The organism is Pseudomonas sp. EB271-G4-1 (assembly GCF_058791355.1).
Genome location: NZ_JBYTEO010000010.1, coordinates 101945 through 128727, shown reverse-complemented (window position 1 = coordinate 128727; position 26783 = coordinate 101945). Strand labels below are relative to the sequence as shown.

Annotated in this window: 14 protein-coding genes, 3 tRNA genes and 2 pseudogenes; 14 read left to right on the top strand and 5 right to left on the bottom strand. The window is 59.7% G+C overall.

Translation table 11 applies throughout. The features are described from left to right. Positions 1–248: 248 nt before the first annotated feature. Positions 249–1319: a 3-deoxy-7-phosphoheptulonate synthase gene (locus tag AC3WWR_RS07760; RefSeq protein WP_151141935.1), complete on the bottom strand. Its 1071-nt coding sequence runs from the start codon at positions 1317–1319 to the stop codon at positions 249–251. 626 nt (positions 1320–1945) lie between these two features. Between AC3WWR_RS07760 and AC3WWR_RS07755 the strand changes: the two genes are divergently transcribed. The 6 genes from AC3WWR_RS07755 to AC3WWR_RS07730 all read left to right on the top strand — a co-directional run bounded on the left by AC3WWR_RS07755 (position 1946) and on the right by AC3WWR_RS07730 (position 5869). Continuing rightward, positions 1946–2422, top strand: a complete 477-nt coding sequence (locus AC3WWR_RS07755) for a GNAT family N-acetyltransferase (protein WP_020798848.1) — start codon at positions 1946–1948, stop codon at positions 2420–2422. A gap of 128 nt (positions 2423–2550) precedes the next feature. Next, positions 2551–3192: a response regulator transcription factor GacA gene (gene gacA, locus AC3WWR_RS07750; protein ID WP_008015884.1), complete on the top strand. Its 642-nt coding sequence runs from the start codon at positions 2551–2553 to the stop codon at positions 3190–3192. A gap of 2 nt (positions 3193–3194) precedes the next feature. Further along, complete coding sequence (gene uvrC, locus AC3WWR_RS07745) at positions 3195–5018, top strand: excinuclease ABC subunit UvrC (protein ID WP_020798849.1); 1824 nt, start codon at positions 3195–3197, stop codon at positions 5016–5018. Between the two features lie 32 nt (positions 5019–5050). After that, positions 5051–5611, top strand: a complete 561-nt coding sequence (gene pgsA / locus AC3WWR_RS07740) for a CDP-diacylglycerol--glycerol-3-phosphate 3-phosphatidyltransferase (RefSeq protein ID WP_020798850.1) — start codon at positions 5051–5053, stop codon at positions 5609–5611. Positions 5612–5674: 63 nt separating this feature from the next. Then, positions 5675–5750, top strand: a tRNA-Gly gene (locus AC3WWR_RS07735). A gap of 45 nt (positions 5751–5795) precedes the next feature. After that, positions 5796–5869 (top strand) — tRNA-Cys (locus AC3WWR_RS07730). A gap of 191 nt (positions 5870–6060) precedes the next feature. Here the strand turns inward: AC3WWR_RS07730 and acnB are convergent. Together acnB and AC3WWR_RS07720 are read right to left on the bottom strand one after the other, a co-directional pair. Beyond that, positions 6061–8661 (bottom strand): bifunctional aconitate hydratase 2/2-methylisocitrate dehydratase, encoded by a 2601-nt coding sequence (gene acnB, locus AC3WWR_RS07725; protein ID WP_492598614.1) that lies wholly within the window; start codon positions 8659–8661, stop codon positions 6061–6063. Positions 8662–9115: 454 nt separating this feature from the next. Then, positions 9116–13255 (bottom strand): CheR family methyltransferase, encoded by a 4140-nt coding sequence (locus AC3WWR_RS07720; protein ID WP_492598613.1) that lies wholly within the window; start codon positions 13253–13255, stop codon positions 9116–9118. Positions 13256–13669: 414 nt separating this feature from the next. Between AC3WWR_RS07720 and AC3WWR_RS07715 the strand changes: the two genes are divergently transcribed. Next, positions 13670–13756: transfer RNA gene (locus AC3WWR_RS07715), tRNA-Leu, on the top strand. Positions 13757–14037: 281 nt separating this feature from the next. Here AC3WWR_RS07715 and AC3WWR_RS07710 read toward each other — a convergent pair. Both AC3WWR_RS07710 and AC3WWR_RS07705 read right to left on the bottom strand, forming a co-directional pair. Continuing rightward, positions 14038–14118, bottom strand: a pseudogene (locus tag AC3WWR_RS07710) (lytic transglycosylase domain-containing protein); the annotation flags it as partial. A 6-nt stretch (positions 14119–14124) separates the two neighbouring features. After that, a pseudogene (locus AC3WWR_RS07705) lies at positions 14125–14259 on the bottom strand (IS5/IS1182 family transposase); the annotation flags it as partial. Positions 14260–14392: 133 nt separating this feature from the next. Here AC3WWR_RS07705 and AC3WWR_RS07700 point away from each other — a divergent pair. From AC3WWR_RS07700 to AC3WWR_RS07670, 7 genes are all read left to right on the top strand, one after another. Next, complete coding sequence (locus tag AC3WWR_RS07700; RefSeq protein ID WP_492598612.1) at positions 14393–15607, top strand: DUF6361 family protein; 1215 nt, start codon at positions 14393–14395, stop codon at positions 15605–15607. Continuing rightward, a complete protein-coding gene (locus tag AC3WWR_RS07695; RefSeq protein ID WP_323606255.1) occupies positions 15601–17379 on the top strand; it encodes a phospholipase D family protein in 1779 nt (592 codons plus the stop codon). Before AC3WWR_RS07700 ends, AC3WWR_RS07695 begins: the two co-directional genes overlap by 7 nt. Next, positions 17376–20537, top strand: coding sequence for a C-terminal helicase domain-containing protein (locus AC3WWR_RS07690; protein ID WP_492598611.1), 3162 nt, complete (start codon positions 17376–17378; stop codon positions 20535–20537). The genes AC3WWR_RS07695 and AC3WWR_RS07690 overlap by 4 nt, the downstream gene beginning before the upstream one ends. Positions 20538–21035: 498 nt before the next feature. Then, positions 21036–22538 carry a hypothetical protein gene (locus tag AC3WWR_RS07685; RefSeq protein ID WP_492598610.1) on the top strand — a complete coding sequence of 501 codons (1503 nt, stop codon included), beginning with the start codon at positions 21036–21038 and terminating at the stop codon, positions 22536–22538. 11 nt (positions 22539–22549) lie between these two features. Further along, the gene (locus tag AC3WWR_RS07680) at positions 22550–23050 is read left to right on the top strand and encodes a hypothetical protein (protein WP_323606251.1); all 501 of its coding nucleotides are present in this window, start codon (positions 22550–22552) and stop codon (positions 23048–23050) included. 13 nt (positions 23051–23063) lie between these two features. After that, complete coding sequence (locus AC3WWR_RS07675) at positions 23064–23573, top strand: hypothetical protein (protein ID WP_323606249.1); 510 nt, start codon at positions 23064–23066, stop codon at positions 23571–23573. A gap of 3 nt (positions 23574–23576) precedes the next feature. Continuing rightward, complete coding sequence (locus AC3WWR_RS07670; protein WP_492598609.1) at positions 23577–26669, top strand: DEAD/DEAH box helicase; 3093 nt, start codon at positions 23577–23579, stop codon at positions 26667–26669. The last annotated feature ends 114 nt before the right edge of the window (positions 26670–26783 follow it).

Below are 26783 nucleotides of genomic sequence, written 5' to 3'. Positions count from 1 at the left end.
GCGCGGCTAAACCGGCGTCCTGCCGGTTTCCCCACTGCGCAATGCCTGCGTTCGGCCATCGTGGTTAATGGGGCGCCCGCGATCAAAAGCAAAGCGAGGCGGCCTTATAGCCGACCTGACTTTTTCGGGCGCACCTGGATCCCCTGTAGGAGCCAGCCTGCTGGCGATGGACGTCAACGATAACGCGCACTGTCTGGATGAGCGCGTCGCCCGGAAGTCCATCGCGAGCATGCTCGCTCCTACAGGCGTTATCCCTGTGCCCGCAGCCGCTGCGCCGCCTGGCGCAACAGCTGTTCTGTCGCGCTCCAGCCCAGGCAGCCGTCGGTGACCGAAACACCGTACTTCAGCGACGGCCCCAGCGGTTGGCAGCCCTCGAACAAATGACTTTCGATCATCATGCCGATCAGCGAGCGATCACCCTGCAGGCGTTGTTCCAGTACATCGTTGAACACGGCGGGCTGGCGCAGTGGGTCTTTACTGCTGTTGGCGTGGCTGCAGTCGACCATGACCCGGGCCGGGATCTTCAGGCGGGTCAAGTCAGCGTGCACGCGGGCGATGCTGGCGCGATCGTAGTTCGGGCCGTGATGACCGCCGCGCAGCACCAGGTGGGTGTCTGCATTGCCCGGAGTCTGGATGATCGCGGGATGGCCCTGGCTGTCGACACCGAAATGGCGATGTGGATGGGCGGCCGAGCGCATGGCGTCACAGGCCACGCCGACACCGCCGTCGGTGCCGTTCTTGAAGCCTACCGGCATGCCCAGGCCGCTGGCCATCTCCCGATGGATCTGCGATTCGGTGGTGCGAGCGCCAATGGCCACCCAGCTCAGCACGTCATCGAAGTAGCCGGCGGCCATCGGTTGCAACAGTTCAGTGGCCACCGGCAAGCCGAGCATGAGCATTTCACGCATCAGTTCGCGGGACAGGGTCAGACCGCCGGCCATGTCATCGCTGCCATCGAGGTGCGGGTCGTAGGCCAGGCCTTTCCAGCCGACCGTGGTGCGAGGTTTTTCGACGTAGGCGCGCATCACCAGGAGCATTTGGTCGCTGACGTCGGCGGCCAGGCGGGCCAGGTTCTCGGCATATTCGAGCGCTGATTTCGGGTCGTGGATCGAGCAGGGGCCCACGATGACCAACAGGCGCGAGTCTTTCCCGTCGAGGATCGCGCGAACCGCCTGGCGGTGAGCGGCGACTTGGAGGGCGAGGGTGTTGCTCAGTGGCAATTGCTGTTTGAGTTGCAACGAGCTTGGCAGGCGCAGGGTCAGCGCTTCGTTGGCAGGGTTGAGGGTCGACAGTGGCAGAGCAGAGACGGACGAGTTCATGTTCAGGCTTCCTGGGCGGCGGCGGGTTGTTCCCGCGCGCTCGGCCCTACTGGGGTGTTCGACAATTGGCCGGATTGGCTGCGTGTGTGTGCTTGCCACCTGTGGGTGACCGATCGGAGGCGGCAGGCTGTCCCGAGCGGAGGGTGGTAAATCGCCAGGCGCTAAAACTGTCGTGACGGTAATAAGTGGCGTAGTTCATTTCGTGAATCCTCTTGATGGCGGTGTGTCGCTAAATAAGTGGCGGGCCCAAAAAACAAAACCCCCGGTCGGGAGGCCGACCGGGGGTTGAAAATTCTCTGGTGGCGACCCGTTTGAAGTGGGCGCCGTGTGGGTATCAGGCGCGCCAGTGGCTAAACCAATACCCAAAATAAAAGCTTGCCGGAGCGCACGCGTCGTTCACCCGGGCAGACGCAACCGAGCGCGGGGCGCTGGCGGTACGAAGCGGTGGGTGGGCATTGAACATGGTCGATCTCCGATGAGTGCACCGAGCTTACTAGAGGGCGGTGCGAGGTTTCAATCAGAAAATGCTATCGATCATCAAAGGCGATTTCTATCGCTTGAGTGCCCGTGCGCTTGTGGCACACACTCCCTGTTTTTGAAAACAACCCACCCTCCCAGGATCGAGCATGACGCCATTACCTGATGTTCGCCGCGGCTTGCCGGATCTCGACTGGCGCCGGGCAATGGACTGCGACCTCGATTTCGCCCGGGACCTGACGTGCGTCAACATGCTGCGCTATTACATCCAGCACGATCTAGTGTGGCTGGACGAAGCGTTCGATGTCGCCTGGGCCGGGCGTGACAATCGGGTAATGGTGCACGGCGAACGTCAATTGGGGTTCGTCAGTCTCAGTCGGGATGCCAGGGCGCTTTACATCCGCGAACTGCATGTTGGCCAGGCGTTTCGAGGGCAGGGGGTCGGTTCCTGGGTAATCGATCAAGTAGTAGCACTGGCGTGCAGGGAGGGGCGCCAGTGCTTGCGCCTGACCGTTTTTGAAAATAATCCGGCGCGGGCCTTATACGAACGCAAGGGCTTTAAGGTGGTGGGCAAAGACGAGTGTTTCCTGCGCATGGAGCGTGAAGTCTGCTTTGCGACATGCTGAAACACGCTGCCGACAAGCCCTGCAAGACGAATGGAAACTTTTTATATAGCGCTTGGCGCTAGGTCTGCCAGTTGCTTTTTGCTAAGGTGGCGGGCATTCCAAATAAGATCATATCGCGAGGTGTCTGCTTGATTAGGGTGCTAGTAGTCGATGACCATGATCTCGTTCGCACAGGCATTACGCGAATGCTGGCTGACATCGATGGCCTGCAAGTAGTCGGCCAGGCAGAGTCCGGGGAAGAGTCCCTGCTCAAGGCGCGTGAGTTGAAACCCGATGTGGTCTTGATGGACGTCAAGATGCCGGGCATCGGCGGTCTTGAAGCCACTCGCAAATTGTTGCGCAGCCATCCCGACATCAAGGTCGTTGCGGTGACCGTGTGCGAGGAAGACCCGTTTCCCACGCGGCTGTTGCAAGCCGGGGCGGCGGGCTACCTGACCAAGGGCGCCGGGCTGCCGGAAATGGTCCAGGCCATCCGCCTGGTGTTTGCCGGGCAGCGCTACATCAGCCCGCAAATTGCCCAGCAACTGGCGATCAAGTCTTTCCAGCCGACCAACGACTCGCCCTTTGATGCCCTGTCGGAGCGGGAAATCCAGATCGCCTTGATGATCGTCGGCTGCCAGAAAGTCCAGATCATTTCCGACAAGTTGTGCCTGTCCCCGAAAACCGTGAACACCTACCGATACCGCATTTTCGAAAAGCTTTCGATCAGCAGCGATGTCGAGTTGACGCTGTTGGCGGTGCGACACGGCATGGTTGATGCCAGCCTCTGAAAATGACTGAAACCTTCGATCCAAGCGCGTTCCTGTCAACGGTCAGCGGGCGCCCCGGTGTCTATCGCATGTTCGACAGCGATGCGCGCCTGCTCTATGTCGGCAAGGCCAAGAACCTCAAGAATCGCTTGTCGAGCTACTTTCGCAAAACCGGCCTGGCGCCCAAGACCGCTGCGCTGGTTGCGCGTATCGCCCAGGTCGAAACGACTATCACGGCCAATGAAACCGAGGCCTTGCTGCTCGAGCAGACGCTGATCAAGGAGTGGCGTCCGCCGTACAACATCCTGCTGCGCGACGACAAATCCTACCCTTATGTCTTTCTCTCCGATGGCCAGTTTCCGCGCTTGAGCATCCACCGCGGGGCGAAGAAGGCCAAGGGCAAATATTTTGGCCCCTATCCGAGCGCCGGTGCGATTCGCGAAAGCCTGAGCCTGTTGCAAAAGACCTTTTTCGTTCGCCAGTGCGAAGACAGCTATTACAAGAACCGCACGCGGCCTTGCCTGCAATACCAGATCAAGCGCTGCAAGGCGCCTTGTGTCGGCCTGGTCGACCCACAGGTATATGCCGAAGACGTGCGACATTCGGTGATGTTCCTCGAAGGTCGCAGCAATGCGTTGAGCGACGAGTTGTCCGCGGCCATGGAAGAGGCGGCGATCAACCTCGAGTTCGAACGTGCCGCCGAACTGCGCGACCAGATTTCGCTGCTGCGCCGGGTCCAGGATCAACAAAGCATGGAAGGCGGTACGGGCGACGTCGATGTCATCGCCGCGTTCGTCAACCCGGGCGGCGCCTGTGTTCACCTGATCAGCGTGCGCGGCGGGCGAGTACTGGGCAGCAAGAACTTCTTCCCGCAGGTGGGCATTGAAGAAGACGTGTCTGAAGTCATGGCGGCGTTTCTTGGCCAGTACTACGTCAGCAGTCCTGAACGCGACTTGCCGAGCGAGCTGATCGTCAATGTGGTCCACGAAGATTTTCCGACACTGATTGCAGCCATTGACGAGCTGCGCGGTCGCGAACTGACCATCAGCCACCGAGTGCGCGGTACGCGTGCGCGCTGGCAGCAATTGGCGGTGACCAATGCCGAGCAGGCCCTGGGCGCGCGCCTGGCCAACCGACAACACGTTGCCGCGCGGTTCGAGGCCCTGGCCGAAGTGCTCAAGCTGGACGAGCCACCCCAGCGCCTCGAGTGCTATGACATCAGTCACTCCAGCGGGGAGGCGACCGTAGCCTCATGCGTAGTGTTCGGCCCCGAAGGCCCGATCAAGTCCGATTACCGGCGCTATAACATCGAAGGTGTCACGGCGGGCGATGACTATGCCGCCATGCACCAGGCGCTGACCCGGCGCTTCAGCAAGCTCAAGGACGGGGAGGGCAAGTTGCCGGACATCCTGCTGGTCGATGGCGGCAAGGGCCAGCTATCGATGGCCCGTGACGTGCTCGACGAGCTGGCGGTCCCCGACCTGATCCTGCTCGGCGTCGCCAAGGGTGCGACGCGCAAGGCCGGTTTCGAAACCCTGTACCTCAACGATGCCGCCCACGAATTCACCTTGCGCGGTGATTCCCCCGCGCTGCACCTGATCCAGCAGATTCGCGACGAAGCCCACCGTTTTGCGATTACCGGGCACCGTGCGCGACGCGGCAAAACCCGGCGCACCTCGACGCTTGAAGGCGTTGCAGGGGTCGGGCCGACACGCCGGCGCGATTTGCTCAAACATTTTGGTGGATTGCAGGAGCTGTCTCGTGCCAGCATCGAAGAAATCGCCAAAGCCCCCGGGATCAGTAAAAAGCTCGCAGAGTTGATTTATGCAAATCTGCACAGCGAGTAGAATGCCCCCTCACCTCGTAGCCAGTTGTGCCGATGAATATCCCTAATCTGATTACCGTTCTACGCGTCCTGCTCATACCGATCTTCATTTTGCTGTTCTACCTGCCATACCAATGGAGTTACCTGGCGTCAGCCTCGGTCTTCGCCTTCGCCGCCGCCACTGACTGGCTGGACGGATACCTGGCCCGACGCCTGGAACAAAGCACGCCGTTCGGGGCTTTCCTCGACCCGGTGGCCGACAAGCTAATGGTCGCCGTCGCCCTGGTGTTGCTGGTCCAGGAACACGGCAACCTGTGGCTCACGCTGCCGGCCGCTGTGATCATCGGTCGCGAGATCGTGGTCTCGGCCTTGCGCGAATGGATGGCCGAGCTCGGCGCCCGTGCGCACGTGGCCGTATCGAACCTGGGCAAATGGAAAACCGCCGCGCAAATGCTGGCGCTGGTAATCCTGCTGGGCAATCCGTCGGATTTCAGCTTCTGGGTCTTGATGGGTTACGCCTTGCTGATGGTCTCCGCCGGCCTGACATTGTGGTCCATGGTTCAGTACTTGCGGGCTGCCTGGCCGCATCTGAAGACTGACGTGGAAAAGAAATAAAACTTTTTTGAATCAAGGGGTTGACGGGGCTTCTGGATTCTATAGAATGCGCCACACCAAGACGCGGGAATAGCTCAGTTGGTAGAGCACGACCTTGCCAAGGTCGGGGTCGCGAGTTCGAGTCTCGTTTCCCGCTCCAAGTTTTACGCATTTGATGTCGCGCTACTGACAGCAGATGTTTTGAGGCCGAGTAGCAAAATGGTTATGCAGCGGATTGCAAATCCGCCTACGCCGGTTCGATTCCGACCTCGGCCTCCACTATAAATAGCCCCGTAGATCAATGATCTACGGGGTTTTTTATTGCCTGCGAAAAAGCAATGTGTTCCGCAATTTTTGGCATGTGTTCCGCAACCCATCAAAGCGGCCACAAATGAGTGTCCCAAAAGGTGCGCTCATCAGCAAAGCGCCGACAGGGTTGTCGGCGCTTTGAAGACCAAGCCTATTACGCGCTACGCTTGGACGACCGGGATATGACTGTTCACTGCCGCTTCACGGTACTCGGCGATTTGATCGAAGCTGAGGTAGCGGTAAACGTCGGCCGCCATGCTGTCGATGTTGTTCGCGTACTCCATGTACTCTTCGAAGGTTGGCAGCCTGCCCAGGATCGAGGCCACGGCGGCCAGCTCGGCCGAGGCCAGGTAGACGTTCGTGGCGTCGCCCAGTCGGTTCGGAAAGTTGCGGGTCGACGTCGAGACCACGGTCGAGCCGGTCTGCACTCGCGCCTGGTTGCCCATGCACAGCGAGCAGCCTGGCATTTCCATGCGCGCACCGGCCTTGTCGTAAATGCCGTAGTAGCCTTCCTCGGTCAGTTGGTGAGCGTCCATCTTGGTTGGCGGGGCCAGCCATAGTCGGGTAGGGAGGCTGCCCTTGACCTTTTCCAGCAGCTTGCCGGCAGCGCGGAAGTGACCGATGTTGGTCATGCAGGAGCCGATGAACACTTCGTCAATGACCTGGCCCTGAACGGTCGACAGCAGGCGAGCGTCGTCCGGGTCGTTCGGTGCGCAGAGTACCGGCTCCTTGATGTCGGCCAGGTCGATCTCGATGATCTCGGCGTATTCGGCGTCCTCGTCCGCTTCCAGCAGCTCAGGGTTGGCCAGCCAGGCTTCCATTGCTTGTGCACGACGCTCCAGGGTGCGTGCATCGCCGTAGCCTGTGCTGATCATCCAGCGCAGCAAGGTGATGTTCGAGCGCAGGTACTCGGCAATGGCCTTTTCAGGCAGCTTGATGGTGCAGCCTGCGGCGGAGCGTTCAGCCGAGGCATCGGACAGTTCGAAGGCTTGTTCGACGGTCAGTTCGTCCAGGCCTTCGATTTCCAGGATGCGTCCGGAGAAGGCGTTGATCTTGCCTTTCTTCTCGACAGTCAGCAGACCTTGCTGGATGGCGTAATAGGGGATGGCATGCACCAGGTCACGCAGGGTGATACCTGGTTGCAGCTTACCCTTGAAGCGCACCAGCACCGACTCCGGCATGTCCAGCGGCATGACGCCGGTGGCGGCGGCGAAGGCGACCAGCCCGGAACCGGCCGGGAACGAGATGCCGATCGGAAAACGGGTGTGGGAGTCGCCACCGGTGCCGACGGTATCCGGTAGCAGCATGCGGTTGAGCCAGCTGTGGATGATGCCGTCGCCAACTTTCAACGAAACGCCGCCGCGGGTGCGCATGAAGTCCGGCAGGGTGTGATGGGTTTTCACATCCACAGGCTTGGGGTACGCCGCGGTGTGGCAGAACGACTGCATCACCAGCTCAGCCGAGAAGCCCAGGCACGCCAGGTCTTTGAGCTCGTCACGGGTCATGGGGCCTGTGGTGTCCTGGGAGCCGACGGTGGTCATTTTCGGTTCGCAGTAGGTGCCCGGGCGGATGCCGGTCACGCCACACGCCTTGCCGACCATTTTCTGCGCCAAGGTGAAACCCTTGGTGCTTTGAACCGGTGCTTCAGGCGTTTTAAACAGGTCCGAAGGAGGCAGGCCCAGCTCGGCGCGGGCTTTCTCGGTCAGGCCACGTCCGATGATCAGAGGGATACGGCCGCCAGCGCGTACTTCGTCCAACAGCACCGGGGTCTTCAATTCGAAGGTGGTGATAACGTCTTGGGTGCCGTGCTTGCAGACTTTGCCGGCGTGCGGGTAGACGTCGATCACGTCGCCCATGTGCAGTTTCGAAACATCGAACTCGATCGGCAGTGCGCCGGCGTCTTCCATGGTGTTGTAGAAGATCGGGGCAATCTTGTTACCGAAGCAGAAACCACCGGCGCGTTTGTTCGGTACGTACGGGATCTCGTCGCCGAAGAACCACAGCACGGAGTTGGTCGCCGATTTTCGCGAGGAGCCGGTACCTACCACGTCACCGACGTAGGCCACCGGGAAACCCTGGGCCTTGACGGCGTCGATCTGCTTGAGCGGGCCAATGGCGCCAGGCTCTTGCGGCACGATGCCGTCACGGGCCATTTTCAGCATGGCCCGGGCGTGCAACGGGATGTCCGGGCGCGACCAGGCGTCCGGGGCAGGGGACAGGTCGTCGGTGTTGGTTTCGCCTGGCACCTTGAACACACTCAAGCTGTACTTTTCTTCGATGGCCGGGCGGGCGGTGAACCACTCGCCGTCAGCCCAGGATTGCACTACGGCTTGGGCATGCGGGTTGCCAGCCTTGGCTTTTGCAGCGACGTCATGGAAGGCGTCGAACATCAGCAGGGTGTGCTTCAGTTGTCCGGCGGCAACGGCGGCCAATTCTGCATCGTCCAGCAGTTCGACCAAGGTGGCGATGTTGTAGCCACCTTGCATGGTGCCCAGCAGTTCTACAGCGCGCTGCTTGTCGATCAGGGGGGATCTGGCTTCGGCCTTGGCGATGGCGGACAGGAAGCCTGCCTTGACATAGGCCGCTTCATCCACGCCTGGCGGCACGCGATGGGTGATCAGGTCGACGAGGACTGCCTCTTTACCCACCGGGGGATTTTTCAGCAGCTCGACCAGGCCTGCGGTTTGTTCGGCGTTCAGCGCGAGGGGCGGCAAGCCTTCCTCGGCGCGCTCTTGTACGTGACGGTCATAGGCTTGGAGCACGGCAATCTCCTGCGGGGGTAATGGCACGCGAGGTGGGGTAGTGGGACAGTCCATTCCCGGGAAAAAAGCAAAAGCAGGGATTCGGTTTTCACCGAGGGTGACCACCCGTGGCTGCACCGAAAAGAACCTGCTCCTGCAAAACTATAAAATCATTGATTGTCGACACATTGCTATTTAGATGCGAAATCTAAAAGGGTAATTCGCTTAATGCAACTATATTGTCGACACATGGTTGATTTTTGTTCGTCAGAAGACCGCGGAGCGCCTGACGGGCTCCGCTCGAGAAGGTATTGAGGATTGCGAGGCCGCTTGATAGCCGGCCTTGTAGGCGCGAAGCTTGCGCGCGATGGTCGTCAACGATGACGCTGGGCACCGGATACCTTCGGTGCTCTCAGGTTCATCGCCTTAGCCCGGGTGCCTTTGACGTACCGGGCCGATTGCTTTTTTGGGCGTTTCAAAAGCGCCGTGAATGACAGGCCTCGCCAATGATGTCGAGGAAGTCATCGTGGGACACTGGCTTGCTCACGTGGTAATTGAAACCCGATTGCCTGGCTTTTTTCTCGTCGCTGCTGGTGGCATAGCCCGTCAAGGCAATGGCCGGTGTGTGCTTGAGATGGGCGATCTGGCGAATGGCATGCATCAGTTCGTGGCCATTCATGAGCGGCATGCCGATGTCCGAGATGATCACGTCGTAGCTGCTGTCCCTGGCCGCTTTCAGGGCCTTGTGCGGATCGCTGAAGGCATCGACGTGAGCATCCTCCATTTCCAGCAACGTCTGCAGGACTTCCATGACGTCCTTGGAGTCTTCCACCAGCAGCACTTTCTGGCCGATCAGTCGCCCCGACTCACCCGGCCCATGCGGTTGCTCGTTGGCGTGCTGTGGCGCCTGGCACAGTGGCAACAGGACGGTAAACCTGCATCCCCGTCCCAGGCCTTCGGAATGTACATTCACCGAACCGCCGTGGGCTTCCACCAGTTGCCGCACCAACGACAGGCCAATGCCCAGGCCTTCGCGCTGATGGCTGGCATGCTGGTTGTCCGCCTGGCTGAAGAGATCGAACACTTTGTGCAGATTGTCCTGCTCGAGCCCCACGCCGCTGTCGATGACGTCCAGTTGCGCCATGTTCTCGACACGATGGGCGATCAGCTCGATGCGGCCATCCCTGGGCGTGAACTTCAGTGCATTGTTGAGCAGGTTCCAGATGATCTGCTCCAGGCGTGTGCTGTCGGCATCGACCACCAGGGGCGGCTCGGGAGGCTGGGGCAGCTGCAGCGTGACCTCGCACGGATGCTGGTCATTGATCACCACGGTGTAGATATCCTGGAGAATCCGTCCCAGGTCCACCGCCTGCTTTTTCAGCTTGAGCTTGCCGGTGCGCACCCGGGCGACGTCCAGCAGGTCGTCGATGATCCGCGCCTGGCTGGCGACCGCATCGCAGATGGTGTTCACGGCTTTCATCGCCGGCCCGGCGGATTTGGTCATCGGCAGGCGCCGCAGCAGTTCGGCATTGAGCTGGATGAGATTGAGCGGGTGCTTGAGTTCGTGGGACATCACCGCAAAGAACTCGTCCTTGAGGTGACTGCTGGTCTGGGTCTCGGCCAGTTGCTGGCTTTGTTGGTCATGCATGCGCTTGTGACCGGTGAGGTCGCGGGCAATCTTCACGTAGCCCTGCAGGCTTTCCCCCTTGAGCAAGGCGACTTCGCCACTGCAATAGAAGCGGCTGCCGTCCTTGCGCAAGTGCCAGCGCTCGTCTTCGCCGCGCCCATGTTTGCGTGCCGCCGCAAGTTCGGCTTCAGGCACGCCCTCGGCGCGGTCCTCGGGAGTGAAGATCAGGTCATAGCAGGCGCCGAGCACTTCGTCCTTGGCGTAACCGAAAATCAGCTGCGCGCCGGTGTTCCAGTCGGTAATCACACCATGCTCGTCGAGAATGATGATCGCGAAGTCGTGGGTGCTTTGCGCCACCAGACGCATGCGTTCCTCACCCAGGCGCAGCTCGTCTTCGGCGGCGCGCCGCTTGCTGATGTCGATGAAGGTCAGCACCGTGCCGTCGATATGATCCTCGCTGGAACGATAGGGCAGCAATCGGGCGATGTACCAGCGTTGGTCGTTGCTGCTGACCTCGCGCTCGATCATGTTCAGCGATTCGAAGACGGTCGCCGCGTCCTCGGCCATCTGCGGGTAATCGAGGCGGTGGGTGATGTCCATCAACGAGCGCCCGGTGTCGACCGGCAGCATGCTGAAGATGTCCGTGGCCCTGGGGGTGAACCAGCGGATGCGCATGTTGCGATCGACGAACACCGTGGCGATGTCGGTGGAGGTAATCAGGTTGGAAAGGTAGTCGTTGATCTTGTCGGTTTCTTCAACCTTGGTTTTGAGCTCGTAGTTGACCGTCAGCAGTTCCTCGTTGATCGACTGCAGCTCTTCCTTGCTGGTCTCCAGCTCTTCGGTAGCTGAACGCAACTCCTCGTTGATGGCCTGCATTTCTTCGTTGGACGCCTTGAGCTCTTCGCTGGAGACCTCCGATTGCTCGATGGTCTCCTGCAAATGCAGCTTGGTACGTTGCAGCTCTTGTTCGAGATTGCTCAACATCCGGTTTTCGGTCTGGCCAGAGACGCTGGCGAGCGAGTCCTGAGGCTCGACTTCGCGCTCCTCAAAGATCACCAGGACGTATTCGTTTTCGGTCTCGTCGTCCTTGTAGGGGTGAGCGGTCAGGTCGACCAGATAGCTGCGCCGCTCACGCTCGATTCGCACTTTGCGCGAGGTCGCTGGCGTGCCGGCCTGCTGCACCTGAAACAGCGTGGTGCGGATCTCCAGTCGCAGGTCCGGATGGGCCAGCGTCAGCAAGTTGCGCGACAACTCGCCCGCCACATAACGCAGGAAGCGCCCAGCACCTTCGGTGATGTGCAGGATATTGGCATTGGCATCGACGATGATGCTCGGCGGCGCGGCCTTTTCCAGGGCGCGCAAATGGATATCGGCATAGGACGTCTTGCGTGCGGATTGAGCGACGACGGGGCTGCTGGCGATGGTCGTGCGCACGTAGCCACCGCGAGGCATGGCCGGTGCCCGTCGGGTATGGGTCAGGCCACTCTTGGCGCGGAAGATGCGGTTGCGTTTGTCCACGGGGGTGAACAGGTCCAGGCAAGCGTCAGCGGACTCGGAGGTCCCCAGGAACAGGTAGCCGCCCGGGCGCAAGGCGAAATGGAACATTTGCATGATGTCGCGTTGTACGTCGCGGTCGAGGTAAATCAGCAGGTTCCTGCAGACGATCAGGTCGATTTGCGAAAACGGCGGGTCCAGCAACAGGCTGTGCTTGGCGAACAGCACTTTCTCGCGGACTTCCTTGCGCACGCGAAAGTGCTGTTGTTCGCGGCTGAAGTACTGGCGCATGTATGACGGCGGGACGTCGGTTGCGATCGCTTCGGGATAGACGCCGTTGCGACCGAAGGCGATGGCCCGGTCATCGATATCCGTGGCGAAGACTTGCAGCTTGGCGGGGCTGTCATGCTGCGCCAGCTGTTCGGTCAACATCATCGCCAGGCTGTAGGCTTCTTCGCCCGTCGAGCAGCCTGCCGACCAGACGCGTATCTCGTCACGCTGTGGCCCCAACGATTTGAGCAGGCTCGGTACGACATCGCGCTCCAGCGCCTGGAAGGCTTCGCGGTCGCGAAAGAAATTGGTCACGCCGATCAGCATGTCGCACAGCAGTTCCCTGGTTTCTTGCGGATGAGCCTGCAGGTACTGGTAATAGGCGGCCAGATCCGGTTGCGCGGTCACTTGCAGGCGCCGCTCGATGCGGCGCAACACCGTCGCGCGCTTGTAGTGCTTGAAGTCATGGCCAGTGCCTGCCCGCAGTTGTAGCAGTATGTCCTGCAGCCGTTGTTCCGCGACGGCGGCGTCGCGCTCGCCGGGAGCCGGGCCGATACTGGCGTCAGGATCGTTGGCGTTCGGCAGGCGAATGGCTTGCGAGTTGCGCCACAACTCCAGCAGCTTTTCCGGCATTTGCACCACCGGCAGCACCAGGTCGACCATCCGGGTGTCGATGGCCGCGCGCGGCATGCCGTCGAACTCGGCATCTTCGGGTGCCTGCACCAACGTGACGCCGCCTTGCTCCTTGATTCGCGACAACCCCACCGCGCCATCAGAACCAGTGCCCGAAAGCACCAGGCAAAAGGCGCGTTCCTTGTGCACATCCGCCAGGTCCCTGAAGAACAGGTCGATGGCGATGCTCAAGCCAGGGTGCCGATCGGTCGAAGTCACCGACAGGTGGCCATCACTCATCGCCAGGTGGTGCGCGGGCGGGATGACGTAGACGGTGTTCTTCTTGATATCAGTCGTTTCGGTCACCTGCAGCACCGGCATCGCAGTGACATCCTGAATGATCCGGTCGACGATGCTGTGGTGATCCGGTGACAAATGAAGAATCACCACGAAGGCCATGCCGCTGTCATCGGGCATGTGTTGAAAAAATGACTTCACGGCCTGAAGCCCGCCGGCGGAAGCGCCGATGCCTACCACAGGAAAGTCCAGGGTACTGGGGGTCAACTCTCTGCGCTGGGGGGCATCGGGTGCGTGCTTCGTGGAAGACGTCATACATTAAGGCCTTAAATGGCGACCGCAGCAGCCTGCCCACGCCAATTCAAACGGGTTCATGAAAGGGGTAAGGATAATGTGGGTAGCGCCGCATTGCTAAGCCAAACAGCGGCGCTGCTGGCACCAGCATAGATCAGGTTTCGGGGTTGTCTGGCATGGCAGCGAGCAGGCGCACTGAAAAGGTGGGATTGCGCTGGCTTTTGAAACATTGGGAGATAATGTCGTTTTCGTGATGCCTTGGGTGCAAGTGCGCTATCGATTCTGCGAGATGCTGTAGAAAATCACCGTAGATGCATGATTTAAGGCGCTTTTTTTTTCGCAGCCGACTTCGGGCAGTGTTCGAAAAACACCGTTGCAAACTTGCTTCACTCGGTCGGGATGTATATATTCCCCCCTCTGCTTCACCGCGCTACCGCCCGAATGGCGAAACTGGTAGACGCATGGGACTTAAAATCCCCCGCTCGTAAGGGCGTGCCGGTTCGATTCCGGCTTCGGGCACCATATAAATCAAGGGTTTACCGATATCGCGGTAAGCCCTTTTTGTTGGGCGCGAGTTTTCGTGTCTATACGGTGTCTGTTAGACGGGAACGCGAAGAAACAGCCACCAGAGGTCCCACTTCGGGACACGGCGAGGCGCGGAACCAACTCAATCGCAAACCCACCGGTAATTCCAATTGCAACCTGCCATCTGTCAAGGCGTTATTGGCTTTTACACCTACACGGGAAACCAGATCTTCGAGCGCTCGTTCTGGGCGCAACGACGCGATCAGGTTGTAGCACGGCCCAGCCAGTCGCGCGAGGTGACGGGAGATGCTGTGCCGATAGCGCGCGGCAGGAGGGCCTGCAGTCGGCCGGTGATAACGCGTATCCTAGGCTCTGTACGAAAAGAGTTGTCGTAGACACCGTATGGAACAAGCCAGCGAGAGCATCGCGGCGCAGCTTTTTGCAAGCTTATTGAAGCGTGTCACGATTCGACGGTTCTCTTTCAGCCAACCAAACATGCGCCCGAGCTTACAAGGTTCATGAATCGACGAATATCGCCTGCAACTAGTGGCGATAGGCTATATCATGCGCCCGGTGTTTGGCAGCCTATTTCAGCGCCGCTGAGCAGTGCGAACATGACAAGGAGCGAGGCGCGTGTCGGGCAATAGTCAACTGGGATGGGTAGATTTCTCGAACGAGGACCGGGAGCGCGTCAAGCATGCTCTCAAGCAGCTCTCGGAGCCCGGGACTCTGGATGAATTGGGGGTAGGGGGGCTGCGCGATGGATTCGCAGACCTCATGTTCCCGGGCTTTTCCACCCTGCAGACACGGGCCAAATATTTCATCACTGTACCGCGGATCATTCGCGACTTTTTACGTCTCAGCCCGGCCAGGCAGCGGAAGCAGCCGCTTGCGGATTATCTGGACGAACAGGAAGCGCACCTGTCGGAGCTGCTCAGGGAGAGGCACCAAGACGGAAGCCAGACCGGCATTTCCGGCTTTTCCCTGAAAAAGGGAGAGCGGGTCTCCCGGCAGCCTTCGTCGATCTACTGGGTTGGCCTGCGGACCTGGAAGTTGGTCGATACTGGGGGCTCGCTCCGGCAATTCCTGCAGGCCATCGGGTCGCCAGAAGAGCCAGTTGTCAGCACGCAAGGTGATGAAGGCGACGACAGCGATGCGCATAGTCCTGTCAGCCGCGTGCACCTGGACCGCTACATGCCTGACTGGCTCGATGAGGTGAGGATCGAGTTGACCGTTTCCGAAGCGCATTTTTTGAGCGAAAAACTCAAAGCCAGGCCCGGACAGAGCCTACCCACCCAATTGGAGCGACTCGGATTGCGCGATCAGGCTCTAGCGAAAGGCAAGCCCGGGTTCCCGGCGCTGGCGGCCTGGGTGGCGGGTCAACCGGCGTTGCCCAGCCAGACCCGCGACACTGTGGCCATGGCACAGGCGTTCAGCGAGCTGATCTATGGGGCCCATCTGCGCTTCAACATGATCCTTGTCCGCCACGACCGCCACGACCATGGCGGCTTGCTGGAGGACTTCACTGAGCGCTGGGGCGCGTGGAGGGAGCAGATCCGAGCCAACCCAGCAGACATCTCCCGATGGCTGGAACAGACCCAGGTGACGCTAGCCAGCCATACGACGACGTTCCTCAAAAATTGGGCCGAAGGGCTGGCCCGAGGAGTATCGGAGGTTGAACTGGACAGGCTGGTCGAGCAACAAGCCCGGGCGAACAAGAAGCAACGCAGCGTCCTGAACAAAGCACTGCCCGAAGGGTTCCAGTGGCTCGGCATGGCGCGGCTGGACTACCGCTGGTGGCAGGTTCGCACTGTGCTGCAGGATATCCAGGAGGGCCTGGCTTGCTGAATCCGCACACCGATCGCCTCGACTATGGGGACAAACTCAAAGCGCCCGAAGGCTTCACGTTGAGCCACGCCGTGGCGACGACTTACACTCTGGACCTCGAGACGCTGCTGTGCCTGCCGTTGTCGCTGTCGTTCAACTGCACGCCGGAGGGTGACGTGCAGGCCGACAAGCTGGCATTGCTCGAAGCGATCAGCCAATTGAAGGGCAAGGTGAAAGTCTTCTTCCAGCAAGGCTGCATAAAGCTTCCGCGTCAGTTCAACCTGCTGTTTTCCCTGCTCGAGCCGTTGCTGGTGCCGCAGGTTCCCGCGGAGCCCTTCAGCTCGTTTCACCCCAAGCTGTGGTTGCTGCGCTTCAGCAATCCGGCCAAGGCCGTGCGTTATCGATTGCTGGTGCTGTCGCGCAACCTGACCTTCGACCGCAGTTGGGACCTAGCGGTCGCCCTTGAAGGGGAACTCGCGGGGCAGCGCAGCGACGACAACGATGGGCTTGTGGCAATGCTGAGGTCCCTTGTGCCCGGCGCAGGGGATTTCCAGCCCGCGCTCGAGCTTTTTACCAGGGAGTTGCCTCGGGTCGCTTGGGATAGGCCGGATGGGTTCACAGCGTTAAGGACCTTGCCGGAAAAACCAGGGAAGTCGCCCCTGGCGTTTTGCTCAACCGTCGACACCGTGATGGTGATGTCGCCGTTTCTCCATCCCGACGCACTCGACCTGCTCAAGCAGGCCGGCGCACGGCATTGGCTGTTTAGCCGTGCGGAAGAGATCGAACGCTTGGGTGAAAGCCGCTTGCAGGGCTGGGAGTGCTTCGTGCTCAACCCCAGCCTCATCAACGGCGAGGATGAACTCAGCCAGGCTCGCCCCCAGGATCTGCACGCGAAGTTGGTGCTGCTGCAGGAGGGCGCTGTCGGCCACTGGCATATCGGTTCGGCCAATGCCACCAAAGCGGCCCTTGGCGGTACCAACGAGCCGCCACGCAATACTGAGTTCATGCTGCGGCTGTCGAGCAAGATCGGCCAGCAGTCCGCCCGGCAGTTATGGGTCGAGTTGGTCGGGAACGAGGAGGCGCCGACGGGGATCTTTATACCTTATCGTTTTGGTGCGCTGTCGCTGACGGCCGACACGTCGACAGACGAATGCTTGCGCCGGCTCCAGCACAGCCTGATCCAGGCAGACTGGTGCATGCGTGCGGTAGTCGAGGCGAACGGTACCTTTACCTGCGTCATCGACTGCCCGCCACAATTGCTGGAACACGATCGCGACTGGGTGATTGAGGCGCAGCCGCTGGTCATGGGCCAGCCTCTGAAGCTGGCCCAGCGCCTGGTGTGGGAGGGCTTGAGCCTCACCCAGGTCAGCGCCTTCCTGATCCTGCGCGTGATACCAGCGTCAAAGGAACCCACCGAATTGTTGATCAAGATGCGCCTGGAGATCGAGGGCGGCGATACTCGCGAACAGAAAATAACCTCCACGCTGATCGACAGTCCACACAAGCTGCTGGCCTATATCCAGATGCTGTTGCACCCCGCGTATGCCTACCCGTTAGATGCGGATGCCGCAGGCGGGAGAGGGCACGGGACCGATGCCGACGCGATCATCGGCCAGATGCTCAGCGGGCCACTGCATGAAGCGCTGCTGCGCTGCGCTGCACGGCAACCTGAAAAGCTGCAGCGCATCGATGCTGTCCTGGAAAAGTTGCGTGACACCGAGAATCTGATCCCATCTGGACTGTCCGCCTTGTGGGCGCAGTACCAGCAGCTTATATGGAAGAAGAAAGCATGACCCGGTTTGTTTCCGAGCGCGACAACGTCGACCTGGCGCTGCAGATGACCTGGTGCAGGCTAAAGGATTTTCAGCGCGCGACAGTCGAGCGCATTGCCGCACAGTTCAAGGATCCGCAGCGCAGCCATCGAGTGCTGGTTGCCGATGAGGTAGGGCTGGGTAAGACGATCGTCGCCAAGGGCCTGATCGTTTCGATGTTGCGTGAGTGGCGTAAACGCGATCCGCTGCGCGTTACTTATATCTGCTCCAACCTGAGCCTGGCCGCCGAGAACATCGGTAAACTAGCGGTGTTCCCGAGCGAAAGCGGCTGGGTACGGCAGCCTTCCTACGCACGCCTTGCGCACGTCGCTTTGCGTCAGCCTGAGCAGGACGGCGCCCTGCTGGAAATCTGCACGCTCACCCCGGCTACTTCTTTCTCGCTGACGCATGGCGTCGGAGACCGGTATGAGCGAGGCATCATTCTTGCTGCGTTGCTGCAGCATCCACAGCTTAGAGGGTTCCGTCGGGGGCTGACAGGCCTGTTCCAGGACAGGGTCAAGTGTGCCCAAGGCTGGGAGGACGAACTGGAGGGAATCGAGGAGCAAGGCCTGGAGCAGGACATCGTCATCGACTTTCACGCGGTGATCGCCAACCTCCCGCAAGACGGAGCCCCCTCGCTGCTGACACGGTTGCGCACCGCTGCACGCCAACGCTTGGAGATCCACCGTTACAGCAAGCGCGAACTGATGCGCGAGCTGCGTGTGTTGTTCGCCCGATGCTGCGCCAAGCATCTGCGAGCCGATCTGTTCATCCTCGACGAGTTCCAGCGCTTCGACAACCTGTTAGATCAAAGTGAGGGCAATGAACACTCCCTGATTGCGCAGGAAATTTTCCACCGGGAGCGAGACAGCAATGTGCTGCTGCTCTCGGCCACGCCGTTTAAGGCGATGAGTACCGTGGCCGACGATGAGAACGATGACGGCCATTTGCACAAACTCAAGCAGATTTTGGCGTTTCTTAACCTTTCGCCACTCGACGCCTACGAGCCTGCCCGCAAGGCGCTGCAGGCCGAGTTGTTGAGCCTGCGGCACGACAGTGTCGAGGTCGCGGGGCTGAGTGATGGCCCTCGCCGGGAAGTGGAGCGGTTGTTGCGTCCCCTGATCTGTCGCACCGAGCGCAGCCAGGTCGCGAGAGATATCGACACGTTGATCGACGGGGCGCCGCCGCAGCCCGGCCCGCAACTGCGGACAGACGATATCCGGGCCTACATGGAACTGGATCAACTGGCGGTTGTTCTGGAGGGCGGCAGCCCGCTGCGCTTGTCCGGGCAGATCATGAGCTTCTTCAAGTCGGCGGCCTGGCCATTGTCATTCAGTACCGGCTACAAATTGCAGGAAGTGCTGCAACGCCGGTACGATCGGTCGCCTGACGAGTTCAAACGGATCAATGCCAGCAAGAACCTCTGGTTACCCCGTGAGCGAATCAAGAAGTTCGCACTCGATGTTGCTCGCGAGGCGCCCAATCCTCAGGTTCGCTGGCTGGTCACGCACTTGTTCGGCGAGGGGCGCAAAGCCGGGCCGGAAATGCTGCTCTGGCTGCCACCCAGCCGGCCGCACTATCCGTTGAGCGGTTTTTTCGCCGGTCACGAACAACTCAGCAAAACCTTGCTGTTCTCCTCTTGGGCCATGGTGCCGCGGATGGTCGGTGGGTTGATGAGCTATGAGGCGGAGCGGCGGGTGCAGCAGCACGTTGCGGACAAGCCCGACTATTTCAGCAGGCGCCGCGCCGGTTTCAGCCAGGACGAGCAGGACAGGCACCAGCAACAGCGTCGGGCCGTCATCAAACTCGACAGCGGCGACCTTGCCAACTGGTCGTTGATTTACCCGGCCCGGTGCCTGATCGACATCCCGATCGAACGCACCCCGGTCACACTGGAGCAGCGAGTTCGCGAACTCACCAGGCATTTCGCAGAAAAGCTCAAGCAGTTAGAGGTTCGCAATCACGGTAGCCAGAACAGTCACTACTGGTATCTGTTTGCGCCGATGCTGCTAGACCGCAAGCACGAGGAGTGGACTGCGTCGTGGTTTGATGCAATGTCGGAACTAGGCGGTCTGTCTGTCAGCATTCGTCAGCGTGTCGACGAGATTTCCCGTCGTTTCGGTCAGTTGGACGAGTTGGGTGCATTGCCTGCGGACCTGCCGCAGTACCTCGCTAGGCTGGCCTTGGGGTCACCAGCGGCATGTGCTTATCGTGTTCTGCAACAGTTCTACCTCGGTCGTTACCTGGGCGGCCACGCCAGCCGGGTGGCGCTGGGGTTTGTCAGTCTGTTCAACGGTGTCGCCGGCAATGCGATCGCCAGACGGCTCGACAGTCTGCACCCCTGGCGAGGCATTGTTGGATACTTCGCCGACGGCGGAGTGCAGGCGATGCTGGAAGAATACTGCTACCTGCTTTCGCCAGGCAGATCGCTAGACGATGTCGTGGGTACCCTCGAAAACGTGCTTCGCACCACCCCGTCGAATGTGAAGGTATGGAAGGTCGACAGGGAGGAAGATGATACCCATCTGAGGTGCCACTACGCCGTGCAATTGGGGGCCCAGAAGACCACGGATGCGGCCGGTCAGGAACGGATCATCAACATACGGGAAAGCTTCAACTCGCCGTTCCGCCCCTTCGTCCTAGCTTCGACCTCCATTGGTCAGGAAGGGCTGGACTTCCACTGGTACTGCAGCGAAGTGGTGCACTGGAACCTGCCGAGCAATCCGATTGACCTGGAACAGCGGGAAGGGCGGGTCAATCGCTACCAATCGCTGGTAGTCAGGCGTCGCGTAGTGCAGGCGATGGCAGGGCGCGAGACGGTGCCAGAGAGTTGGAAGGCGCTGTTCGAATCCGCCGAGAGTCCGTCCTGGCAGACCGATCTGGTGCCCTATTGGCATTATCCTGAGGGTGATGCGAAAATCCGCCGGCTGGTTCCGAGCCTGGCCTTCAGTGAGGAAGCCCGACGCTATCCGAACATGCAGAAGATTCTCTCGCTTTATCGTCTGGCTTTCGGTCAACCGGGGCAAAGCGAGTTGCTCGAGCATTTGAGGAGCCTGAACCTGAGCAACGAAGCGCTCGAACACTTGAAAAGACAGTTGATTATCCAGTTGGCGCCCATTCTGTACCAGGCCGAAACGTGACGTGCCTGATGCAGGGTGGAAGGTTGTATGCGCACTCTTGCATCAGCAACAGCGCGTCGACCGGCTGTGGCGCATGTATTTGCATTTGCTGACGGTCTTAGCCCTCGGGATGAAGGCGCTGGCCATTTGTTGCGCTTGGGGGGACTCAGGATGCATTACGCATCGAAGCTTGCCCTCATCTATCCTGCTCACGCTCTCGACGAACTCTCCCAAATTTCCGGCGTGTCAAAAGTATCAGGGCCGCCGAAAAACATTTCACTAATCACACTGGCAATGTCTCCGGCAAATACGATCTATCCCGCGGAAGCCGCTCGACTCCCAAAAAACCATTGAAGGCGCCGCCGCCTTGATCGAGGGGGGCGACAGGCAGCACACGCGCTCAGCAACTGCAGCCCGTCCGATTGGTTTGTTATGGCATATAGCCATGAAGTGCGGCTAGAATGTGCAATCACATTGGCGCAGTAACCGACCGCGCAAATCCAGACAGGAGAGCCTGGATTGTTCAGTATTTTGGGACGTATGTTGGAAGGGCTGGTGCAGGATCTTGAGCCTCGCCGCACGAACACATCGCCACGACCGCGACCTACGCCTGGCGTATCGGTCCTTGGCCCTGAGAACGTTGGAAGAATCGTCACTGGGCGGGTCGGCAAGATCGCGCCTGGTTACGTGCTGGTCATGCATGGTGACACCAAGGTCCTGATTCCCAAGCATGAGTTGGTCATGGGCGATGTACGGGTTGAAGATCCGTCCGGGTACGTGTCCGAAGGGGACATGCTTGAGTGCGTTCTGCTGGAGAAGAGTGAGCGCGGCTGGAAGGGCAGTGTTCATGCCATCACCGAGGCGCATAGGCGCCGGGCTCTGGCCAGTGTGCGCGCAGGCTCCAGGATGGAAGCTCGAGTCGATCGGTTTGAAGCCAGTGGAGCCTGGCTGAGAGCAGGTGGACTGGACATCTGGGTGCCGCTCGCAGAAATCTGCTGGAGCTGGATCGATCATCCATCCGAGGCGTTAAGTTTCGAGCAGCAGGTCTCGGTACAGATCAGCGACATCTTTCTAGATGAGAAATGGCTCACCGACAAGCGTGCGCGTCGCTCTCGGGTGACGGCCAGTATCAAGGCGTGCCAGGCGCAACCGGCAGCCGCCAATGTCACCATGTACTTCAAAGCCTTCGAATTTCAGGTGCGTACCTCGGCGCGGATTCCAAGGCGTTGTGACGCGGTCGCACTCTTTGTTCTCGAGGCGGTGTGTCATGGCTTGGACTTGACCGGGATAGCCAATCTGACGGGGTTGCCTACAGCCTCGGTGCAGCAGATTGCGACGCTGTTGACGGAGGAGGGGTTGTTGCGTGGTGACGTGCTTTCAGAATCGGGCCGGCGGTTGCTGACCGGACTGGAAACGTCCAGGGCGCTCAACGAGTCTTCCCTCGGTGGATTGTTTGCCAGTGCGGCACCTGTCGATCAGCAGGTTCATCCGCTGAGCACAACGACCCAACAATATCCAAGAAACCTGCCGGTGCCCGTGGCCAACATCAGGAACCTCACTCGCTTTCTGCGTTTGCGCGGGGATGCACTGCCCAACTGGTTGTTGGGCAAGGTCCAGGTGGGCGATGAGCAGCGCGATCAGCTCGCTGCAATGATCGCCAATCCTCATGTTCGTGTGTACCTGTCACAGACCCCGAACTGGCGAGCCTTGGCGCTCGATGTGCCAGAGCGCTGGTTGCTTGCAGGTCTGTGGAGGAGTTTCGAGCCCGTGGGAGAGGCACCGTTTCGACCTCCACCCAAGGAACAGGGTTGCGATGCTTTTCTCATGGTTCGTTACATGAAAGGTGCACAGGCCCTTTTCTGGGAGCCGGTCACTCAAACGCTCTGGGCGCCGCGCAACGGGAAGCAAACCGTTCACCAGGCGGGCACCTGCCAGGACGACGTCCTGCAGCATATGCCTGCCGGGGCTGCACTTCGCTTAGCGCAGGCAACTTCTCCCACATGGTGCTGGATACAATCCTAGGAAGATCGATCATGGCTACACAGGTCCCGCGCCAGGCGATTTATTTCACCAAGACGTTCCTGGCGGCAAGCGCTCGTCATGGCTTTTCCGGCGGACTCAAGAAAGCTGCGGCCGGGGCCAACCCGGTGCTGATGGGCATTGAAGCGGCATCAGCAGTGCTGAGAGCTGTCGACTCCTATTTGCAACTGTGTCAGGCGCGGGCTCATCGCGATGGATTGAGCGCGCTCATTCCGGAAGAACAGCGGCGGTTGAAGCTTGAGCGCAAGCAACTGGAGGAAGACATCAATCTGGCTCGTCGAGAGATGGCTCAGATTGCCCTTGTTCGGCAGGCAATGGGGCGTATGACGCTCGGGTGCGTAGCGTTGACTCGCCACTGCATGGATGAACTCACGATCATTAGAAATAGCGATCTGCCAGACATACAGGCGTTCGAGGATACGCTTGAGCGTCTCATGGAAGCGGACCGCGCGCTAAGGCGCAGTCTGGAGTATTTCAATAACAGCGTTTCCTGAAGGAGTGTGTGGCGTGTCTAACCAACGATTCAAGTTGCCAGCCAACCTTGCCAGAACGGCGGGCGCGACCGGTAAATCCGGTAACTCGGGTACTGATGCCCTCGAACTTGCCCGTGAGCGCACCCGCCAGGCTGAAATCAAGCGGGATACCGCGTTTAGCGCTGATCGGACCCAGGTCCTGTCACAAGGCATCGGGTTGCTCAGGGACCTGATGGGGGTGCTGCAGTCCGCCATCGAGCTGGGCAAGACCGTCACCGAATGGAATGGACGTGTACGCGCGGCGCAGGAAGCGGTCAATCTTGCGCAGAAAAAGCTTGAGCAGATACGGGCGACCAATGCGCCTGTTCATCGCCAACTGGACCAGGTCGACCTGGTACTGAATGAATGCCTGAAAGTATTTGGCAAGCTTGAGGCGGTGATGGACCCTTCCCTGATAGCAGACGACAACCAGCGCGAGATCCGGGCAACCATGGAGGTCTACATGGGGCGTATGGTTGAGTTGATCCAGGCAGGGAAGCGCTGACGTATGTTCATGCTTCTGCTGGCAGGCATCACCCTCACGGCCACTGCAGTCAGCTGGTGGAACGGCAAGCGCCTAGATGGTGTGAATGCAGAGATCGACGAGCTAGAGGCAAAGCTAGAAGCCATCTACGCTGCGGACGCTCGCCAGCGCGCGGCGTTGGTACGGCCCTACTTGTTGCAGTTGTTGGCAGTCTTTGAGGCTGAACAGGAAATTCGCGCCGAAATCGCCAGCGAGCTTGAGCGTGCGCACAGCAAGGCACAGCAAATCCTGCGTCAGCGTTTCGGTGCGCGCGAGTCTGGAAGCTTTCGCCGTATGACGCTTGAGATAGAGCTGGCCAGGGGGCGCGTTGCTGCGGAGCGTGCGTATCTTCAGAGCACGAGTGGGTACATCCGGACGCTCGTCGGCCAGTTGCCGCAACATCTACCCACGGTCGCCTGGCTTGACATGCCCCACGATTATCCGTGTGAAGGCTCAACCGTGGCCTTGCACGGGGGGCTGCCCGGACGCTTGCATGACTATGTGCTCGAGGCGAGCGATTTCGATGGTCGAGGCGTGTTTTACGATGTCGACCATCAACAGGGCAGCGCGCGGATCTGCAGTCGCTGCGCGAAGCTGCTCGACGCTGCGCTGGCGAGCACCGCCGAGCCTCTCACTGCGACGGTGACAAGGCTTGAGGGCAGTACCGCAGAGCTGGAAGGGCTTGATGTCACCATGAGCCTGCGGCTTGGCAGAAACGAAGGGCAATGGATCAAACCAGGCAGCGAGCTGGAAGTGTTCGCCGATGGCTGGACCTTCCAGGAGATTCTCAGCAACGAGCGAAGCGGGGGCTTGCCGGTCAGGTTGCACCCGCGGATTGCCGGGCTCGAAGAGTATTGGTGGCCAGTAGCGTTGGGGGTCAGCGAAGACCAGATCCCGGCAGTTCAGGATATCTGGGATTACTTCCAGACGCCTGCGATCCAGGACCTGCCTTGGCATATCTATCAGCAAGAGAATGGATATCTTGTATTTCGCCTGGGGCGATATGGCCTGGTGACCGCTATTGACCCGCTTCAATCCTGCTTCCGCTTGGTCGATGTCAGTACGGCTGATGAGTCTCCAGAAGATATCTTGCGTTGTTATGTCGCGCTGGCGCCGTTTCTGCTTGGTAGCTCGGATGACGAACTTGCGCAACGTAACCGGTTCAACGATTTCGTGTGCGCGTTGAATGAAGAGCGTCTTGTGCATCGCAACGCGGCGCAGCAAAGACAGGCGGCACTGCGCCTGCGTAAATTGTCCCTGATCTACCGCGAGCAGCAGACGTATCTGGCTAACAGTGCCAGTTGTGGTTTTCTGCCCGGAAGGGCAGAAGATAACGGGCGTCGAGTGACGGGCACGCTGAGTGTGCAGGGCATACCTGCCTGGTTGAAAAGTGCACTGAGCGAGCGAGGGACGCCGCGATTGCGCGCAGTCGGCAGAGATAGAGTGTGGCCGGTGCTTTCCTTCAGTTTACTGGACCAGCAATTGGGTATCTGTGAACTCACGCTGTCGGTGCCCAAAAAGATCACTGAGAACGAAATCGATCCTTTTAACCTGTTCCGCATCGAGTTGGTTAAGGAAGGTAGCCAGAAAGAGATGCTGTCCAGAGCACTGGAACGGGCGATTATCGGCGACTTCGTTGCGCCGTCCGTACACAGCGCACTGCTGGCGATGGAGACTGACCCGGATCAAACGTGCAACCTTGGACGCGAAGGGGTTTTGCGGGTTCTCCAATCCACCGAGCCTGTCGTGGCCGTTTGGGGCCCCCCGGGTGCGGGTAAGACAACCACGCTTGTACAGTGGCTCAAGACGCTTTTCCCCGCCGATGCCCCGAGTACATGGCCTCGGATTCTTATCACTGGACCTACTCATGTGGCGGTGAGCAAGCTGATAGAGGATCTGTTGGAGCAGGCGGAGTATCTACGCCCTGTCACTGTTCGCTATGGCAAGGAAGAAAAGATTGGCGAGGCGCTCAAGCCTTGCTGGCATCAGTCCGGAATCGAGGCGCTGGGGAATGGCGACGCCGGTATTCATCCCGAATTGCACAGCGCCTGGCACACTCTGTTGCGCTCACGCAGGGGGCGTGAGGCGGCAACTCGCTGGACGTTTCGCGACAAATTGATCCACGGTGCCACCTGCACCGGCATGGCGCGCAGCGACTTTGCGTTGTTGAAGGATCCTTTCGATCTGGTGGTCGTGGATGAAGCCGGTAAAGCCTTCGCCGCTGAGCTGATGATCCCTGCGGCGGTGGCTCGGCGTCTGGTCCTTGTGGGCGATCATAATCAGTTGCCACCGACGGTAACCGCGGACAGTCTGGACGAGAGGATCGGTTATTCGTTACCCATGCCTGAAGTGGAAGCACTGCTGCGCAAAAACTTCTTCCAGGAACTGTACGACGGCCTTGCACCTGAAGCCAAAGGCATGCTGACCGTTCAATACCGAATGCATAAAGACATCGGTGATCTGGTGAGCAAACTCTTTTATGAAGACCGGCTCGAGTCGTATCGCACAGGGGCGGGCTGGCACCTGACTTGCGCCAGAACGGTCTTCGTGGATTTTTCCGATATGCCCAATTATCGACACAAACGGGCAGCGAATGACGACGTGGCGTCGTCTCTGGAAAATGTAACGGAGCGGGCTGCGCTGTATCGGTTGTTGACGGCGCTCGACCGCCGAGTGTGTGCATCTGGAAAACCATTGAGCCTTTTGATTGTGTGTCCGTACAAAGGTCAGTTAAGAGTCGTTGCGCGTGACACATCTGCCAGGCGATACGCGATGAACCTGTCTGTTGCAACGGTGGATGCCGTGCAAGGCGGAGAGGCCGACATGGTCATCCTTCTAATGACCCGCGCGTGGGGCAACACTCAATTTCTTCTGGACCGACATCGACTTAATGTTGCCCTCTCCAGGGCGCGTGATGCTGTGATCATCCTGGGGAGTCGCGATTGTCTGGCGCACAACGATGAGGGGCCCATCGCCGATTTGATCAGAACCGGCATCCGCCAGCAGACGCTGAAGGTAATTCGCTTGCCGACTAACGCAGGCTTCGAGAAAGACCTTGTGCCTGAAGTGTTCATGTGAACGAGGACATGGGCTTACCTGGCGCCAGGAGAAACATGAGCATGTAAGCGGGAAGGCTAATATGTGTAGGGTGGAAACTCAGTAGAAAATGCGGACACCGGTAGGTGATTTACA

Bases quoted from the DNA above. Each gene is read 5' to 3' on its own strand.
- AC3WWR_RS07760 (WP_151141935.1), bottom strand. From the start codon at position 1,319: ATGAACTCGTCCGTCTCTGCTCTGCCACTGTCGACCCTCAACCCTGCC.
- AC3WWR_RS07755 (WP_020798848.1), top strand. From the start codon at position 1,946: ATGACGCCATTACCTGATGTTCGCCGCGGCTTGCCGGATCTCGACTGG.
- uvrC (WP_020798849.1), top strand. From the start codon at position 3,195: ATGACTGAAACCTTCGATCCAAGCGCGTTCCTGTCAACGGTCAGCGGG.
- pgsA (WP_020798850.1), top strand. From the start codon at position 5,051: ATGAATATCCCTAATCTGATTACCGTTCTACGCGTCCTGCTCATACCG.
- AC3WWR_RS07720 (WP_492598613.1), bottom strand. From the start codon at position 13,255: ATGACGTCTTCCACGAAGCACGCACCCGATGCCCCCCAGCGCAGAGAG.
- AC3WWR_RS07690 (WP_492598611.1), top strand. From the start codon at position 17,376: ATGACCCGGTTTGTTTCCGAGCGCGACAACGTCGACCTGGCGCTGCAG.
- AC3WWR_RS07680 (WP_323606251.1), top strand. From the start codon at position 22,550: ATGGCTACACAGGTCCCGCGCCAGGCGATTTATTTCACCAAGACGTTC.
- AC3WWR_RS07670 (WP_492598609.1), top strand. From the start codon at position 23,577: ATGTTCATGCTTCTGCTGGCAGGCATCACCCTCACGGCCACTGCAGTC.